The sequence below is a fragment of the Noviherbaspirillum sp. UKPF54 genome (assembly GCF_007874125.1).
In the GTDB taxonomy this organism is placed as follows: domain Bacteria; phylum Pseudomonadota; class Gammaproteobacteria; order Burkholderiales; family Burkholderiaceae_D; genus Noviherbaspirillum.
Window position 1 is genome coordinate 3,711,911 of the sequence record NZ_CP040128.1, and the last position, 15,131, is coordinate 3,727,041.

Annotated in this window: 15 protein-coding genes and 1 other RNA gene; 14 read left to right on the forward strand and 2 right to left on the reverse strand. The window is 58.7% G+C overall.

What is annotated here, in order from left to right; translation table 11 throughout:
* The first annotated feature begins 37 nt into the window (after positions 1–37).
* The 8 genes from FAY22_RS17240 (at position 38) to FAY22_RS17275 (ending at position 9,188) form a co-directional block, all read left to right on the forward strand.
* Positions 38–1,195 (forward strand): hypothetical protein, encoded by a 1,158-nt coding sequence (locus FAY22_RS17240; protein ID WP_146331458.1) that lies wholly within the window; start codon positions 38–40, stop codon positions 1,193–1,195.
* Positions 1,196–1,491: 296 nt separating this feature from the next.
* Complete coding sequence (locus FAY22_RS17245) at positions 1,492–2,265, forward strand: ABC transporter ATP-binding protein (RefSeq protein WP_146331461.1); 774 nt, start codon at positions 1,492–1,494, stop codon at positions 2,263–2,265.
* The gene (locus FAY22_RS17250) at positions 2,262–3,257 is read left to right on the forward strand and encodes an ABC transporter substrate-binding protein (protein WP_146331465.1); all 996 of its coding nucleotides are present in this window, start codon (positions 2,262–2,264) and stop codon (positions 3,255–3,257) included. The genes FAY22_RS17245 and FAY22_RS17250 overlap by 4 nt, the downstream gene beginning before the upstream one ends.
* 85 nt (positions 3,258–3,342) lie before the next feature.
* Entirely contained in the window at positions 3,343–4,116 is a 774-nt protein-coding gene (locus tag FAY22_RS17255; protein WP_146331468.1) for an ABC transporter permease, read from the forward strand.
* Positions 4,113–4,916: a transporter substrate-binding domain-containing protein gene (locus FAY22_RS17260; RefSeq protein WP_246860546.1), complete on the forward strand. Its 804-nt coding sequence runs from the start codon at positions 4,113–4,115 to the stop codon at positions 4,914–4,916. The genes FAY22_RS17255 and FAY22_RS17260 overlap by 4 nt, the downstream gene beginning before the upstream one ends.
* A gap of 70 nt (positions 4,917–4,986) precedes the next feature.
* Positions 4,987–5,363: a transfer-messenger RNA gene (ssrA, locus tag FAY22_RS17265) on the forward strand.
* A 181-nt stretch (positions 5,364–5,544) separates the two neighbouring features.
* Positions 5,545–6,783, forward strand: a complete 1,239-nt coding sequence (locus tag FAY22_RS17270) for an integrase arm-type DNA-binding domain-containing protein (RefSeq protein WP_146331471.1) — start codon at positions 5,545–5,547, stop codon at positions 6,781–6,783.
* 581 nt (positions 6,784–7,364) lie between these two features.
* The gene (locus FAY22_RS17275) at positions 7,365–9,188 is read left to right on the forward strand and encodes a hypothetical protein (protein WP_210411823.1); all 1,824 of its coding nucleotides are present in this window, start codon (positions 7,365–7,367) and stop codon (positions 9,186–9,188) included.
* Positions 9,189–9,196: 8 nt separating this feature from the next.
* On the opposite strand, the gene FAY22_RS22440 is transcribed toward FAY22_RS17275, so the two are convergent.
* Positions 9,197–9,409, reverse strand: a complete 213-nt coding sequence (locus FAY22_RS22440) for a GDCCVxC domain-containing (seleno)protein (RefSeq protein WP_146330002.1) — start codon at positions 9,407–9,409, stop codon at positions 9,197–9,199.
* A gap of 745 nt (positions 9,410–10,154) precedes the next feature.
* On the opposite strand from FAY22_RS22440, the gene FAY22_RS17285 reads away from it, so the two are divergent.
* From FAY22_RS17285 to FAY22_RS17310, 6 genes are all read left to right on the forward strand, one after another.
* A complete protein-coding gene (locus tag FAY22_RS17285; protein WP_146331474.1) occupies positions 10,155–10,550 on the forward strand; it encodes a hypothetical protein in 396 nt (131 codons plus the stop codon).
* Positions 10,551–10,552: 2 nt separating this feature from the next.
* Complete coding sequence (locus FAY22_RS17290; protein WP_146331476.1) at positions 10,553–11,215, forward strand: hypothetical protein; 663 nt, start codon at positions 10,553–10,555, stop codon at positions 11,213–11,215.
* A gap of 340 nt (positions 11,216–11,555) precedes the next feature.
* Complete coding sequence (locus FAY22_RS17295; protein ID WP_146331479.1) at positions 11,556–12,641, forward strand: hypothetical protein; 1,086 nt, start codon at positions 11,556–11,558, stop codon at positions 12,639–12,641.
* A gap of 28 nt (positions 12,642–12,669) precedes the next feature.
* The gene (locus FAY22_RS17300; RefSeq protein WP_146331481.1) at positions 12,670–12,939 is read left to right on the forward strand and encodes a hypothetical protein; all 270 of its coding nucleotides are present in this window, start codon (positions 12,670–12,672) and stop codon (positions 12,937–12,939) included.
* Positions 12,940–13,090: 151 nt separating this feature from the next.
* Entirely contained in the window at positions 13,091–13,507 is a 417-nt protein-coding gene (yaaA, locus tag FAY22_RS17305) for a peroxide stress protein YaaA (protein WP_146331484.1), read from the forward strand.
* The gene (locus tag FAY22_RS17310) at positions 13,508–14,224 is read left to right on the forward strand and encodes a hypothetical protein (RefSeq protein WP_146331487.1); all 717 of its coding nucleotides are present in this window, start codon (positions 13,508–13,510) and stop codon (positions 14,222–14,224) included. It begins immediately after the preceding gene.
* A 25-nt stretch (positions 14,225–14,249) separates the two neighbouring features.
* Here the strand turns inward: FAY22_RS17310 and FAY22_RS17315 are convergent, their stop codons facing one another.
* On the reverse strand, positions 14,250–15,116 hold the full coding sequence (locus FAY22_RS17315; protein ID WP_146331490.1) for a restriction endonuclease: 867 nt from the start codon (positions 15,114–15,116) through the stop codon (positions 14,250–14,252).
* Positions 15,117–15,131: the final 15 nt, after the last annotated feature.

The following is a 15,131-nucleotide window of genomic DNA, read 5'->3' on the forward strand; positions in this document are numbered from 1 at the left end:
ATGTCTGAGCGCAGCACAATAACCACGCCGCCCTCAGATGACATTAACCGTCCACCAACGCGCCCTCCTCCCGCTGATCGGCCTGCAAGGCGCGGTCGGCAGCCTGGGCGGCTTCATCGGCTTTTTCGTGATGGGGTCGAACGACCTGCAAGCGATCCTGCGCTATACCGCGATCATGATGACGACGGCGCTGGCGGTGATCTTTCTCACCTATTACGCCGGCGCGCGCTTTCACCTGAACGGCAGGCGGCTCATGCGCCTGGGCTTCCTGATCCCGGGCGTGCTGTTTCTCTTTTGCTCCGGCAGCGTCGCCATGATGGCCATCGCGTTCGGCGCTTACATCGGCATGAGCGCCGGCGCGCGCCACGCGCTGGAAATGTTCCTGCTGCACGACGCCGAGCGCGACATTTATGCCGCGCGCAGCGGCACGCTGACGGTGATGTGCAGCGTCGCCGCCACGCTGCTGGCGACGCTGCTGCTGGCCGGGCTGGCCGAACAAAGCCATTACGTGTTCTGGCTGTACGGGGCGTTGAGCATCGGCGGCGCCTGGCTCTTGGGCAAGGCGCTGCCCGACACGCCGCCGGTGGCGCTCAAGGCGCCACTGGCCATCCTCAGGCAGCCGCAGTTCGTGGCCTGCTTTCCGATGTTTTTCCTCGAATCCGGCCTGTTCGGCATCAACCAGGCGATGGCGTCGGCCGGCGCGGTGAAAGCCCTGGGCAGCGCCAGCCAGTTCGGCTGGGTCGCCACCGCCGCCGGGCTGGCCGGCGGCGTCGCGCTGTACTTCACTCGCAAGAACCGCCATGTCCACAACCGCACCCGCTGGCTGGGCGGCGCCTGCCTGGTCGTGAGCCTGTCTTTCGTGTTCCTGGGCGCGAGCGTGTGGCTGCCGGTGCTGTACGTCGGCCACTCGATCCTGAAGGCGGCCGGCACGCCGTTCCTGTCGGCCAGCCAGCAAGTGCTCACGCAGCGCGCGCTCGATATCCAGGGTGCGCTGCCGGATCGCATCTTCGCGCGCGAACTGGTGCTGTGGATGTTGCGCATGGGGTCGCTGGTGCTGTTCTGGCCGCTGGCTGCGGTGCTGTCGCCGATGCACCTGCTGGTCGCCGGCTCGGCCTTGCTGGCGGCGGCCACCGCGCTGCAGTATGCGATCGGCAAGGCGTTTTTCTGGCAGGGCGCCGAACGGCAAACCGCTTGACGCGGCCGGCGCAGGGAGTTGCCATTCATCCAATACCGGCGCACATCGCACGTACTAGCCACAATGCAAGAAAAGCAGGGTGCGCGGTATCATGTCATATTCGATTTCCATATAAGCATAAGCGGTAAAAATTGTTGTGCCTGACCGGGCAGGCCGCTACAGTTTCATATATCGAAAAGTAATTAAACCTCGCAGTAGTATTACTCCCTGGCGCAATGGGTATCCGGCTGCATTCCGGCGCGCTGATCCCTTCGTTTTTCTCCCGCGTCCGCCCCTGGCGGCAAGAATAGATTTGAATGAAGCTGTCTTTTAAACATACCGCGAAAAGCTTTGGCGGCCTGCAGGTCATCAAGGACTTCAGTCGCGACTTTGAAGAAGGCGAACTGGTCGCGCTGGTCGGCCCTTCCGGCTGTGGCAAGTCGACCCTGCTGCATATCGCCGCCGGCCTGGAAAAGCCGAGCGCCGGCAGCGTGCTGGCCGACGGCAAGGCGGTGGCCGGCCCCCACCCGGAACGCATGCTGATGTTCCAGGAAAACGCGCTCTACCCGTGGCTGACGCTGGCGCAGAACGTCGCCATGGCGCTCGAACTGCAAAAGGTCGACAAGAAGCAGGCGCGCGAGCAAGCCGTGCAGTGGCTGGCAAAGGTCAAGCTCAAGGGTTTCGAGGATTACTATCCGCACCAGGTATCCGGCGGCATGCGGCAGCGCGCGGCGCTGGCGCGCGCCTTCATCTCGCATCCGAAGGTGCTGCTCTTGGACGAGCCGTTCGGCGCGCTCGACGCGTTGACGCGCATGACGCTGCAGGACGCGCTGCGCGAGCTGATCCGCGAGGCGCGCCCGACGGTGCTGCTGGTGACGCACGATGTGGACGAGGCGCTGTTTTTGGCCGACCGCATCCTGGTGTTCAGCCCCCGCCCGGCCACGGTGCTGCAGGAATTCAACCTCGCGCATCTCGAAAAGACGCACGACCTGTCGGACTTCGCCGAAGTGCGCCGCGAGATCCTGGGCTTGCTCGGCATTCGCGCCGAGCACGAAGACAATATTGCCATTATTGAAGGAGCAGGAATATGAAACTGTCGAAGCTACTCATTCCGGCGCTGGCCGCCTTCGCCTTTGCCGGCCATGCCGACGCCAACGAAAAATTCAAGGTCGGCTACCTGCGTGTGATGGATGACGCGCAGGCGATCGTGGCGCAGGAAGCGGGCTACTACAAGAAGCACGGCCTGGACGTGGAACTGGTCGAGTTCAAGTCCGGCACCGACCTGATCAAGGCCATCGTCGGCGGCCAGCTCGATTCCGGCGTGCTCGGCTTCACCAACGCCATCGCCTGGGCTTCCAAGGGCGCCGACCTGAAGGTGGTGGGCGGCGCGCAGCAGGGCTACCACGCGGTCGTGGCGCGCGAAGACGCCGGCATCAACAAGGTCGCCGACCTGAAGGGCAAGACGCTCGCCTCGCAAGCCGAAGGCAGCACCGCCGACACGGTGTTGAAAGGCGTGGTGCTGAAACAGGCAGGCTTGAAACCCGACGACGTGAATGTGATGGGCGTAAGCCCGCAGGTCGCGGTGCAGTCGCTGGTGGGCAAGCGCGTCGACGCCGCCTTCCTGTTCGAGCCGCAGGCATCGATCGCCAAGCTGATCGCGCCGGTCAAACAAGTGTATGAGATCGGCGAAGTGTGGCCCTTCCCGTGCATGGTCGTGATCACCTCCGGCGACACCCTGAAAAAGCGCAAGGACGCGGTATGGAAATCGCTCGACGCGCAGCGCGAAGCGATCGACCTGCTGCAGAAGAAGCCGGCCGACGCCTCGAAACTGATCGCCGGCTACTTCATCGCCGAGCCGACCCTGAAGACGCTGAAGAAGGGCGACGTCCCGCGCGAAACCGTGATCACCGAAGCGATCAAGAGCCAGACCTTCACCCCGGCCGTGACGCCCAAGGAGCAGGCGCGCATGCAGGAAATCGCCGACATCCTGCAGGAGCAGGGATCGCTCAAGACGCGCGACGGCAAGCCGTTCGACGTCAAGAACGTGCTGGACCTGAGCTGGCAGAAGGAACGCAAGCTGTAATGAATCTTCCTTCTCCCGCGGGAGAAGGAAGTCAACATCAAGAACAAAAATGGCCGGCACCGCCGGCCATCTCATTTAGAACGACATGAGCAACAAGACCCGCATCACCGGCCACCGCAAGCGCCTCGCCTTCATCCTCGCCGTCGCCGTCATCCTGTTCGCCTGGCAGCTCGCCGCCTGGTCGCTGCCGGCGTTTCTGATGCCGGATGTGCCGACCGTGATCGCGCGCCTGTGGCAGGAGCTGCAAGCCGACGGCTTTCGCGCGGCGCTGGCCGGCAGCCTCGGCCGGCTCGGCGCGGGCTACGGCTCGGCGATGGTGCTGGGCGTGGGGTTCGGCCTGATCGGCGCGGTGCTGTTCTTCTTCCGCGAAGTGCTGAAGTCCGCGATCATCATCCTGCAGTCGATTCCCTCGATCGCCTGGGTGCCGCTGCTGTTGATCGTGATGGGCTTCGGCAGCACGCCGATCATCGTGGTGGTCGCCATCGCCGCCTTCTTCCCGGCCGCGCTGTCGGTGATGAACGCCACCGAAAGCGTGCAGCACGTGCACGTGTCGGCCGCGCGCGTGATGGGCGCGTCGCGCTGGGAACTGCTCAAGCGCGTCTACCTGCCGGCCGTCATGCCGGAGCTGATCACCGGCGCGCAGCTGGCGTTCGGCAACGCATGGCGCGCGCTGATCTCCGCCGAAATGCTGGTCGGCTTCGGCAAGGGCCTGGGCCGCTCGCTGTCCTACGCCGGCGAAACCGCCGACATGGTGGGCGTGATGACCAACATCCTCGCCATCGCGATCCTCGCGCCGCTGATCGACCAGCTGCTGCTGGAGCGCCTGAAGCACCGCGTGCTGCGCTACCAGTACGTATGACCATGATTGCCGCGCCGCGCCCGCTGCCGTTCCTTACGCGCATACTGCTCGCGGCGGCGCTGGCCTGCGCCTGCGCGGGCGCCCTCGGCGCCGACGCGCTGGAGCGCGCAAAACAGCGCGGCAAACTGGTGGCGGGCATCCAGTACGTCGTGCCCGAATACCAGGCCGGCGCCAAGTTCCGCACGCCGGAAGCGCTCGACACGGTGCTGCTCGAAGACGCCGCCCGCCGCCTGCAGCTGCCGCTCGCCACGGTGCGCGCCCAATCCGGCAAGGCCGACATCACGCTTGCGGCGCTCCCTGAAAACGCGCCACGGCGCGACGGCGTCACCGTCATCCCCACCGGCTATGCCGCCGGCCCGATGGCGATCATGCGTACCGACACCAGCATCAAGACGTGGGAACAATTAAAGGGCCGCAAGGTCTGCGTATCGGCGGGCGGACGCTACGCCGGCATGATGGAAACGAAATACGGCGCGATCGAACTGCCCTACGCGGCGCCGGCGGACGCGCTCATCGCGCTGCGCACCGGCCTGTGCGACGCGGCAGTGCACGACAGCGCGCTGCTGGAAGAATTGATCAAGCTGCCGGAATGGAAAAAGTTTTCGGCAAGATTGCCGGCCGGACCGCGCAGCATGCTCGCCTTCGTAGTACCGGCATCGGACAAAAAGACCGCAGCTTTCCTCACGCAGGTCGCCAAGGACTGGAAGTCAGGCGGCTTGCCGGATCAGCTGATGAAGAAGGCGGTGCGCAATATCGCGTTCGAGGTCTATCTCGACCAGGAGGTGCCGGACTGCCATTAAAGGCAACCGCCAAAAATACCTCTTGAAATACCTCCCATCAGTCCCATCTTGGGAGTACAGTACTGCTTTTGGGGGCGACCTGGTTTCGACAGGGGTTGCAAAGCAGCGCAGGGCATACCGAGGACTGGCTACCTCGTTAATCCAACCGGAAATGCTTAAATGCAAACGATGAATCTTACGCTCTCGCAGCGTAAACCTCTAGGAACCTAAGAACTTTCTAGCTCTGCACCATCTCTTCCCTGGGGTGGGCTGGCAACAGCAGCAGAGTCATATACAGGGAATCGCGTTATGTCGGGTCACTTGGCATGACGTTAAATTTAGGTGACTCGTCTTGACGAAGCGTGTGCGTCCGCGTCGGCAGGGTTAAAACCAATTGGCAGCACTAAGTATGTAGAACTGTCTGTAGAGTGCTTCTGGACGCGGGTTCGATTCCCGCCGCCTCCACCAAATTCAAATCTTGCAGCATCGCAAGAAAGCTCAAAAGCCGCATCCCGCCTGGGTTTGCGGCTTTTTTGTTGTCTCATGCCGTTTTTCCTGATCCAATAACAGCTACCGCAGATGGCGGTATGTACGACGGTATTCCGGCTACCGCCACAGCGAGCTACCGTCGCCACGCCAGGAGCACGCTATGCCGCTGACCGATATTGCGATCCGCAATGCCAAGTGCGTCGATAAGCCATTCAAGCTTTCCGACGGCGATGGCATGTATTTATTTGTCAACGCGGTTGGCAAGTACTGGCGGCTGGACTATCGCTATCTGAACAAGCGTAAGACGCTCGCACTTGGCGTGTATCCGACGGTGACGCTGGCGATGGCACGCGAGCGCCGACTGGAAGCGCGACGCAAGCTTGCCGATGGCGTGGACCCCGGCGAGCACAAGAAACTCGTGAAGCAAGCGAAGCTCGCCAGTGCCGGCAATAGCTTTGCAGCGATCGCCACCGAGTGGTACGCCAAAAACCGTCATACCTGGGTCGATAACCACGCCAGCAAAATCATCGCGCGGCTTCAAAACGATATTTTTCCGTGGCTCGGCACACGTCCGATCAACGAAATCACCGCGCCGGAACTGCTGGCGGTCTTACGCCGGATCGAGCTACGCGGCGCGCTGGAGACGGCGCATCGCGCGCTGCAGAACTGCAGTCAAGTCTTTCGGTACGCGATCGCCACCGGCCGCGCTGAGCGCGATGTAGGCGCTGATTTACGTGGCGCCCTGCCCCCGCCGAAAATCCGCCACCACGCATCGTTGACCGATCCGAAGCAAGTCGGTGCGCTGCTGCGTGCGCTCCGTGGCTATCGCGGTGCATTCGTGACCGGCTGCGCGCTGCGGCTGGCGCCGTTGGTGTTTCTGCGCCCGGGCGAGCTGCGCCACGCGGAATGGTCGGAAATCAATCTCGACGCTGCGGAGTGGCGGATCCCGGCGGCGAAGATGAAAATGCGCCAGTTGCACATCGTGCCGCTCTCGACGCAAGCGGTCGCCGTGCTGCGCGAGCTGCAGCCGCTGACCGGCCATCGAAAGTACGTGTTCCCGAGTGTGCGCACATCGGATCGGCCCATGTCCGAAAATACGGTGCTTGGAGCGTTGCGTCGGCTCGGTTACGAAAAGCAAGAAATGACCGGCCATGGTTTCCGCAGCATGGCATCGACGCTGCTCAACGAGCATGGCTGGAGCGCGGACGCGATTGAACGCCAGCTAGCACACGCGGAACGCGATTCCATCCGTGCCGCATACAACTATGCCGAGTTTCTGCCGGAGCGGCGTCGGATGATGCAGTGGTGGGCCGATTATCTGGACAAGCTCGCGCTGAGCGACAATCTCCAGGAAACGCCAAGCGGGCTGACCGCTGCACGCACGGACGCTGCCGCATAAAGGTCGCCTATCCGGGCTTTACGGTCACTGATGAGACAACCGCAATCTACTAAGTGGCGGTTTGACGGCAACCGCTTAATCCTTCATAGTCACGCCCACAGGTCGTCGTATAAACCACCAACGCGACGGCAACAGGTCCGCAAATTTGGGAATCGGCTTACGGAGAGTGACCCCGGGTTAGTTGGCATTCAGCATGCGGTGGTACGTAGTAGTGAGCATAAGACCGTTCACCATGAGGTAGTTCGACGTAAAAAGGTAGGTAGCGAAAACCAGCAAGTGATTCATAAGAAAGCTCCCAGACAGAACGCCGTAAAACGCTGCACTATCGTAAAAAAACCTGTCCCTGGAGAACCAAAAATGAAAAAAGCAAACTGGAAACAAAAGGCATCAAAATTCGTGTTTAACCTTTTGGCGAATGCCACAATTGTGGTGACGTTGAACGCAGGTATGAGTGTGGCTCCGTAAGCCGATTTCAAAGGAAAAGCCCAGCATTTGCCTAGGCGTTAAGTTAACGTGTTGAAAAACGTTGGCTAAAAGTTCAAAATCCCCTATAGGTTTAACGACTTATAGGGGATTCTTCATTGCAGACGATTTTTTCCGAGCCAGAAGGCCCACCGCCAAGCAATCCGCCCCTTCCCCCGGAGGTCGGAGGAATCAACGTCAATTTCTGCAAGAGTCCTACGTGCCCGAACTTCGGTGTACCCGCGAAGTTGGCCAAATGGGCACGACGTAAGGAAACCGCGCTAGGCGTCCAGCCGGGCTCCGCTTACACCATCGGAGCGGTCGGCAAGCTTCGTCCCTCCCTGAAATGCCTCCTCTGCGGTGAACACTTTTCCATCAAGAGCAACCTGGCGGTTGCAGAAGAGGTGTATCGGCTGACACAGCATTTGCTGCCGATAGAGTCAGCGAGTTGCCCCGATACTGAATGTACTAACCATCATGTCCCTGTTGAAACCGACGGAGCCTATTACCGCTTCGGGACAACTCCGGCTGGCTCGCCTCGTTGGCGCTGCCGCCTTTGCTTGAAGACGTTTACGGCCGGTGGTCGTGCACTCAAGCGGCAACGGATTACCCATCTGAACAAGACAATCCTGCTGTCGCTGACAAACAAAATGCCGTTGCGCAGAATCGCGAAGGTGACCGGGCTCAACGCGGTTACCTTGTACGGCAAAATCGACTTTCTTTATCGCCAATGCCTCGCCTTTGCCTCAGCACGAGAGCAAGCCCTTTTCGAGTTAGACCTCTCCCGGCTGTATGTCAGTGTCGACCGCCAAGAGTACAAGGTCAACTGGAGCCGGGACACCGACCGCCGGAACGTCGTTCTCCGGGCTATCGGTAGCGCCGACAACCATACAGGCTACGTGTTCGGGATGCACCTTAACTTCGACCCTTTCCTGAATCCGTCCGAAGTCGAGTCGGATGCCTTGGCCGCCCGTGATGCCGAGTTGCCATATCCGCACCGGAAGTACGCTCGGGTCTGGCTTAGTCACGACTACGAGGAGGGGTTGGACGCGGTAAAGCGCGAGCGCGACCGGAAATCAGCCAAGGCGAAGAAGGGCCCGGTGTCGCAGGCGCTAGGCGCCAAGATTGAGGACCAGTACGACGCTGCGGCGTCACGCGAAGATTCCGAGGTTTCTGAACTGAAGGACGAAGGGCAAAAGCTACCCGAAGCGAAGGGTATGCAGACTCACGAGGAATACGTGATGTATGCCCATTTCTTGTTCCTGAAAGGGTTGCTGCGGCGGGTCGAGAAAATCAGGTTCTTTCTGGACCAGGACTCCGGTATACGTGCCGCTTGCTTAGCCGCATTCGCACCCGACATCCGGGCTCGCCGCGTAGATGTGTTCTATGTCCGAACCGCCAAGGAGATGACCATTGACAAGAAGCGGTCGGCCATCAGTTCAGCCCGCGCAATCTTTAAGGCCTACCAGGACGCAAATCCCGCCCTGTCACCGCAGGGCGTGGAACTGGCCATGATGAAGGACGAAATCAGCCGGGCAGTCGCAGTTGGCAAATGGAGCGACCGTTGGTGCGTCCACCCGATTCCAAACATGTCAGAGCCTGAAAAGGCGATGTGTTGGCTAACGGACCTCGGGGATTATGACCTGGACCATCAAGCAATGCTGTTTCTCAAGGCAAGCCTGCATGGCATCGACAATTTCTTCCAGAGGGTTCGCCGAAGTCTCAATCCCTTGGAGCGGCCTATCAAAACCGCCAGTCGGGATGGCCGGACCTGGTACGGCTATAGCCCATACAACCCAGCTTTCGTGGAAAAGTTACTTGGTATTTACCGCGTCATCCATAACTTCACCGAAGTCGGCAAGGACGGAAAAACTCCAGCCATGCGGTTGGGACTCGCTCAGGCTCCCCTTGAGCCCGAAGAAATCATTTATTTCACACGATAACCCGGCCCTCAGCCACAACAACTCCGCTGTTCCTGGATAGGCGGGCATTTTACGGACCCGTAAGAGCAAAAGACGCAGCAGTCGCCTGGCTTGGGCCGAAGAATTGCCTTGCAGTTCTCGCATTCGTAGTAGAACTGGCAGGCGTCGGTAGGCATCGTCTCGCGCTTGGCAAAACCACAGTTCGGGCATGTCAGCACGGATTCGAGGACGGCTGTACTCATTATTGATTGGCTCTGCAGGAGAAAACAGTAGCCATGATACTGCAGCCCAAAGAAAAACCCGCGGAGCATTGCTGCTTACGCGGGCTTAATTTTTTCAACACGTTAACTTAACGCCTAGAGCATTTGCTGGGCTTTTTTGTTAGTGCGTCCGGCAAAAAATCGGCCGATTCCGTTGAAGAATGTGCCTTTGATGCGATGTGGGCAGGAACGACGAAAGTCGGTCGGTTTGCCCGGGTCATTCGAGTTTGGCCAATGACCGCGTGTTGAACGTTTTGCGTCATTGCACGCGGAGCCGGATTGACTGACCACGGCGCCGAATAGGTTGATCGCGAGTGTCGAAATACCCACGACGAATCGACGCGACAAATTGTTGTGCACGATCAGTGCTACACAAGCCGGTAAGTAGCCGTTTCCTTTGGTCACTACGGCAGACACAATGAGCACCCTCGAAATTGCAAAGAATTAACAAAACTGCCGCACATTTCATAATGTGAAATATGTGGTAAAATAGCTATCCGCTGAGCGTGGTTTTGCTGCACCGCAGCAAATACTTCACTCGTCGGCATCCGGCTACCGGCTGCGTCTGCGCGGTTCGGCACCGCCGTTGCTCCCCTCATCGCCCGCCTCTGCCACATCGTGACGCTGACTGTTGATGCGTCATGATGCTCTGCCCTGTCCACTGAAATCGCATCCGCATTGCTGGAGGTCGGCGCTCGTCCATCGCTTTGCATTTTTTGGAGAAGCCATGTCCTCTCGCCGCTTACGTAACACTGTGGCGCAGTTCGCCACACCAAACCTGCACCGTCGGCGCTCGCTTGCTACGGTTGTTACCCCTGACTTGCACGACCGTTTTCCTCAGCATGCATTACCCCTGTTCGCCATCGGCCAAGTCATTGTCACACCGCGTGCCGCTGCCTCCCTGCTCCAAGCTGGAATTGCACCGGCCGATTTACTCGCACGCCATCAGCACGGCGATTGGGGTGACCTTACCGCTACCGAAATCGCCGCCAATGATCTCGCCTTGCGTTGTGGCCAGCAGATACGCTCGGCGTATTCCATTGGCGCACCACCAACGCCAGTCTGGGTCGTGACTGACCGCGATCGCTGCACCACCACACTGCTCGTACCAGGCGAGGCGTAACCATGAAACATCGAACATTGGTGCAGCGTCTGCATCCGGAGTTGCGCGTGGACATGCTGCCTTCGGTCGCACGCAAGAATCGACTTGAACCGCTGTTGGCGCGCCAAGGGATTTGGGATTCCGGCTGCGGCGCGCACTGCGTCGCCATGGCCATGGCATTGGCTGGTGAATTGCACAGTGTGGTGGAACTGGCAGAGCGTCGGCGCGGCGTGGCTGGACGCCTACGGAGAGCCGCGCAAGCCACCTATTTCGATGGCGCGACGCTCGACGAGCTCGCCGCCATGATTGAGTCGTTGCGAACCGGACGCAGCATTACAAGCTGCGCCGGTACCACCACGGCGTGCTTACCGTTTGCGCTTGCTGCGCTGGATGCCGGCTCCATCGTACTTGTCAGCTGGCACAGTCGTCACGGTCGTCAACACCACTTTGCGCTGCTTGTCGGTAGCGAAGGCGTCCAATCTGGCGCCAACTACACTCCGCACGCGCTGCTCGCTTTGGACCCAGGCGTCGACGATGTTTCACTGTGCGGTTATAACGCGCGCTTGGAATTCACCGTTCATCCGCGTCCGGTGTCGCCGCTCTACTTTCGGTACGCAAGCGGCGATGGAAACACGCTAGCCGTCCGCTTGACCGGCGCACTAGCCATCGGCGATCGCTGCAACTGAACCGGCCGATCCGATGCTGCGCCATAACTGGCCATGCAATAGCGCAGCCCTTTGTAACGTCAATAGCGGCTGCGCCCGCTTCCCTCGGCGGGAATTTGCATTGCGCTCCCGCCAATACGTCAGCAACAAGATTTCGAGCAGAAAAACGCTAAGCAGAAGCACGTATTGGTTGAGCGCAATAGCCCCAGAAGCCGAGGCTAGGTCGTGATCTTGATGAATATCAGGTAGCAGCAAAGTCGCTGTTGGACCTTTCGCGCTTCAGAGATAAAGTGACAAAACCGATATGTAATCCACTACACCACAACTTCGTCACCTTGTGATTCTAATAAGCAAGCAAACCATGGAACAAGACGCGTCGATCGATGAACAGCTGCTTCGCCGCCCATTCGGGTACACGTTTGAACAGTTTAAAGAAGACATACGCTGGGTTTTCTACTTGCAGGCCGAAATGATCGCCGCAATGAGAGATGCAGGAACGGCAATGCGCTTCCTAGGTAAGGAACGCACAGCCGACTTTGCTGACTTTGATCCGGAACGCGTCCCGGACGATTTCACCTATGACGATATACGCCATACGCCTTTCGCCCTCAGTCTCGAAGCCATGTATCGCTACGCCTATCATGGAGAAGTGGATAACACCATCGAACCGCTAGGCCCAGGCGGCTTCCACATCGTCATGGCAGCCATCATCCGCGACCTAGCTAACTCCAGTCTCGTCAAATTTTGGATGCACATTGGGGGACAAGGCCGAGAAAGTGTTTCGAACTGCTTGCGTACTGCCGAATTGGCGAATGCGCGGTTAATACTCGAGGGAGAAGAACGGTTTTTTAACTTCGATAGCGGCGGCGAATACGAGTCGCTCGCGATGGTGGATCGTGTTGAACCACCACACGGGGGATATGGAAAGGCGCTAACGATCCGACAAATGGCTTTGTTGGCTGACATGGGGGAGCCGACAATACGTACCGCAGCGAATCCTAAGCGAGCCCACCATATTCCAACCTACTCGCACGACGGGCGCACCGTAATCGCAATTCAAGATGCCAAAGACTGGCTGCAAAAGAAGGGCCGCTATATTTCAATCAAACCACGTCAAGATATTCGCGTACTTGAGCTTGCCGAACGTCGGTTCACGGACATAAAAGACTTGCTCGGCACATTCGTCACACGCGTAGTCGCACTTGATAACGGTTCCGCTGAAAATCCGGAACATCTAACTGCGTTCCAGCGCCTATGTCAGCAGTACGGTTTTACCGCGGAAAATATTACCCCCCTTTCCGACCCAACGTTTGTCGCTGAACTCGCAGAGCTGCTGAGCTTTCCGCCGCGGCTCTTTGCGCTACGTGTCGAAGAAGTGCTTCTCGCCGAACGGCTCAAGGCACTGCGTCAAGAAGTGAAGGAAACGGTTCAACATTCGCTTACATAATCGCCACTCAAATCAACGAGGCAATCCCATGTACGTCACTCGACATGCACAAATTCGCCAACAGCAGCGCGGCATTCCGCCCATTGTGGTTGATCTGTTGCTCGGCTTTGGCGCCACCAAATACGCCGGCAAAGGCGCGACTACACACTACTTCGATAAAGCAGCACGACGCAAGATAAGAGTGTACGCCGGTCGGCTAGCGCCATTGATTGACGAGTATTTGGATTACTACGCAATTACCAGCGAGGATGGCGCACTTGTTACCGTGGCACCACGCATCAAGAGACCACGACACTGAAGCGGCACCGAGAAAACCATCGTGTCGTCCGCGCGCTCTATGGCGAAGAAAACTTCAGCTGGACTGCACCGGACTGCGTTTCAAGTATTTTCAATGGCCGTCTCGTGCATGTTGCATAGGGAAGCAACGCAATCACAGAAGAAAGGCTTCTATGAAAAAGAGAATTGCACTCGTTTCATGCGTAAAGTCTAAGCGGCAGCATGCCGTTGCGGCAGCCGAGATGTACACGTCGCCGCTATTCGCCGGGATGCGCCGTTACGCAGAACGGCATACGGATGCTTGGTACATTCTGTCAGCCGAATTCGGACTGCTCCGTCCCGACACCGTCATTTCCCCCTACGAGCGCACATTAAACACGATGCTTAAACATGAACGCGCAATATGGGCGGAACGGGTTAAGCAGCAGTTGAATGATGTGCTGTCGGCCGAAGCATCTGTGGTTGTATTAGCTGGCAAGCGTTATCGCGAATCCCTAATCCCATTCCTTGAAAGCAAACAGCTTTCAGTCGAAGTGCCGATGCACGGTCTGTCGTTCGGAAGACAACTTCGCTGGCTTAAGGAGCATTAAATGGAACGTCATAAAGCACACATGGATCGCTTTTATCGTCTCCTCGCCGACCTCGAAAAGTACCCTGATCAAGGTGGATACTTACGTGACTACACTGGGCGGACGCCCTTCCCCACCCGCGGCGTCTATTTCTTTCGGGAGCCAGGTCAATATCGAAGCTCCCATACAGACACGTTGCGGATTGTGCGCGTTGGCACGCACGCGGTAAGCGCCAATGCAAAAAGCAAGTTGTGGAGTCGGTTGCGCACCCATCGCGGCACCCGAAGCGGCGGCGGAAACCATCGCGGCTCGGTCTTCCGCTTGCATGTAGGCGCAGCGTTGCTCGCCTATGATGGATTTGCACTGCCATCCTGGGGTAACGGCAAAAAGATGCCCGCGGAAGTCCGCGCCAGTATTGCCGCTAGAGCCTTGGAAGCGGAATGGGAACAAAAGGTATCAGCATACATCGGTGCGATGAGCATATTGTGGCTCAACGTTCCCGATGCGCCCGGTCCCACTAGCATGCGGGCACGGATCGAGCAAAACGCCATCGCACTTCTAGCAAGCCATGGTGAATCGTTGGATGCTACGAATCCCGGCTGGCTTGGCAAGTACAGCCCGCGACTGGAAATTCGGCAGAGCGGTTTATGGAATTTGGACTATGTCGAGCAACCATACGATCCGGACTTTCTAGACGACTTGGAAGCACTCGTAGAGTCCATGAAAAAGCCACATTGATCGGCAACCGCGATGTAGCCACCATTCATGTGAATGGACGAATGCCTTTACACGAAGGATAAGCCACGCAGCCCCAAAACGATTGGCCGGCGTGGGTTCCCTTCTTAGCCGATCGCTGCACCATGGCTTTGGCGCAACGAGGACACGATGGTGTGCCGAACGCTGTGCTCACCGTAGAATTAACATTGCCAACCGTTCGGTTGACAGCCGTTGCCTGTCGAGTCGCGGTCGCATGTTTGATCAGCTTCATCAACACTGGCCCGTCCATCAGCTTCAAGTTTCGCCCCTGTGCGAACTCGGTTGCCGCATCGGTGAAGCGACCGGAAGTCACCACAAAGCCTCCGGAAGCGCCATGCGCCGCCATCACACCGTACAGTTCGCGGACAACTTCGACACCGACTTTGTACGCTTTCCATTGCTTGCACTGCACGAAGAACTTCTCGTTGTTCTTGCGCAGCACCAGATCAACGCCGCCATCCGCGCCGTTGCCGCCGGTTTCCACAACCTGGTATCCCTGCAGCCGGAACGCTTCACCAACAAGCATCTCGAATTCGCGCCATGTTATGCCGTCCAATGTATCGGCGGTAGGGATTGCCGCCACATTGGCAATCAGCGCGCGGCGCTGCTTGCGCTTGCATGCAGAGATGACCGCACCGAACAGACACAGCATCGGCAGAAAGAACTGACCGTAGTACGCGAGCGACTGCCACAACATTCTTGATACCATTTGGCCGATCTGCCCTGGCTGCGCAGCCGTCATCGGTACACGGGCAGCGAGTGCATGCAGTACGAAGTAGCTTACGAGCGCCAGCGCCACCCCGCTCCACCATGGCAACATGGACACCAGATCAAGCAAGTCTTCCGCCGGACTGGAATTCCTTTTGCGTCCCATCGCATCTCCTGGATA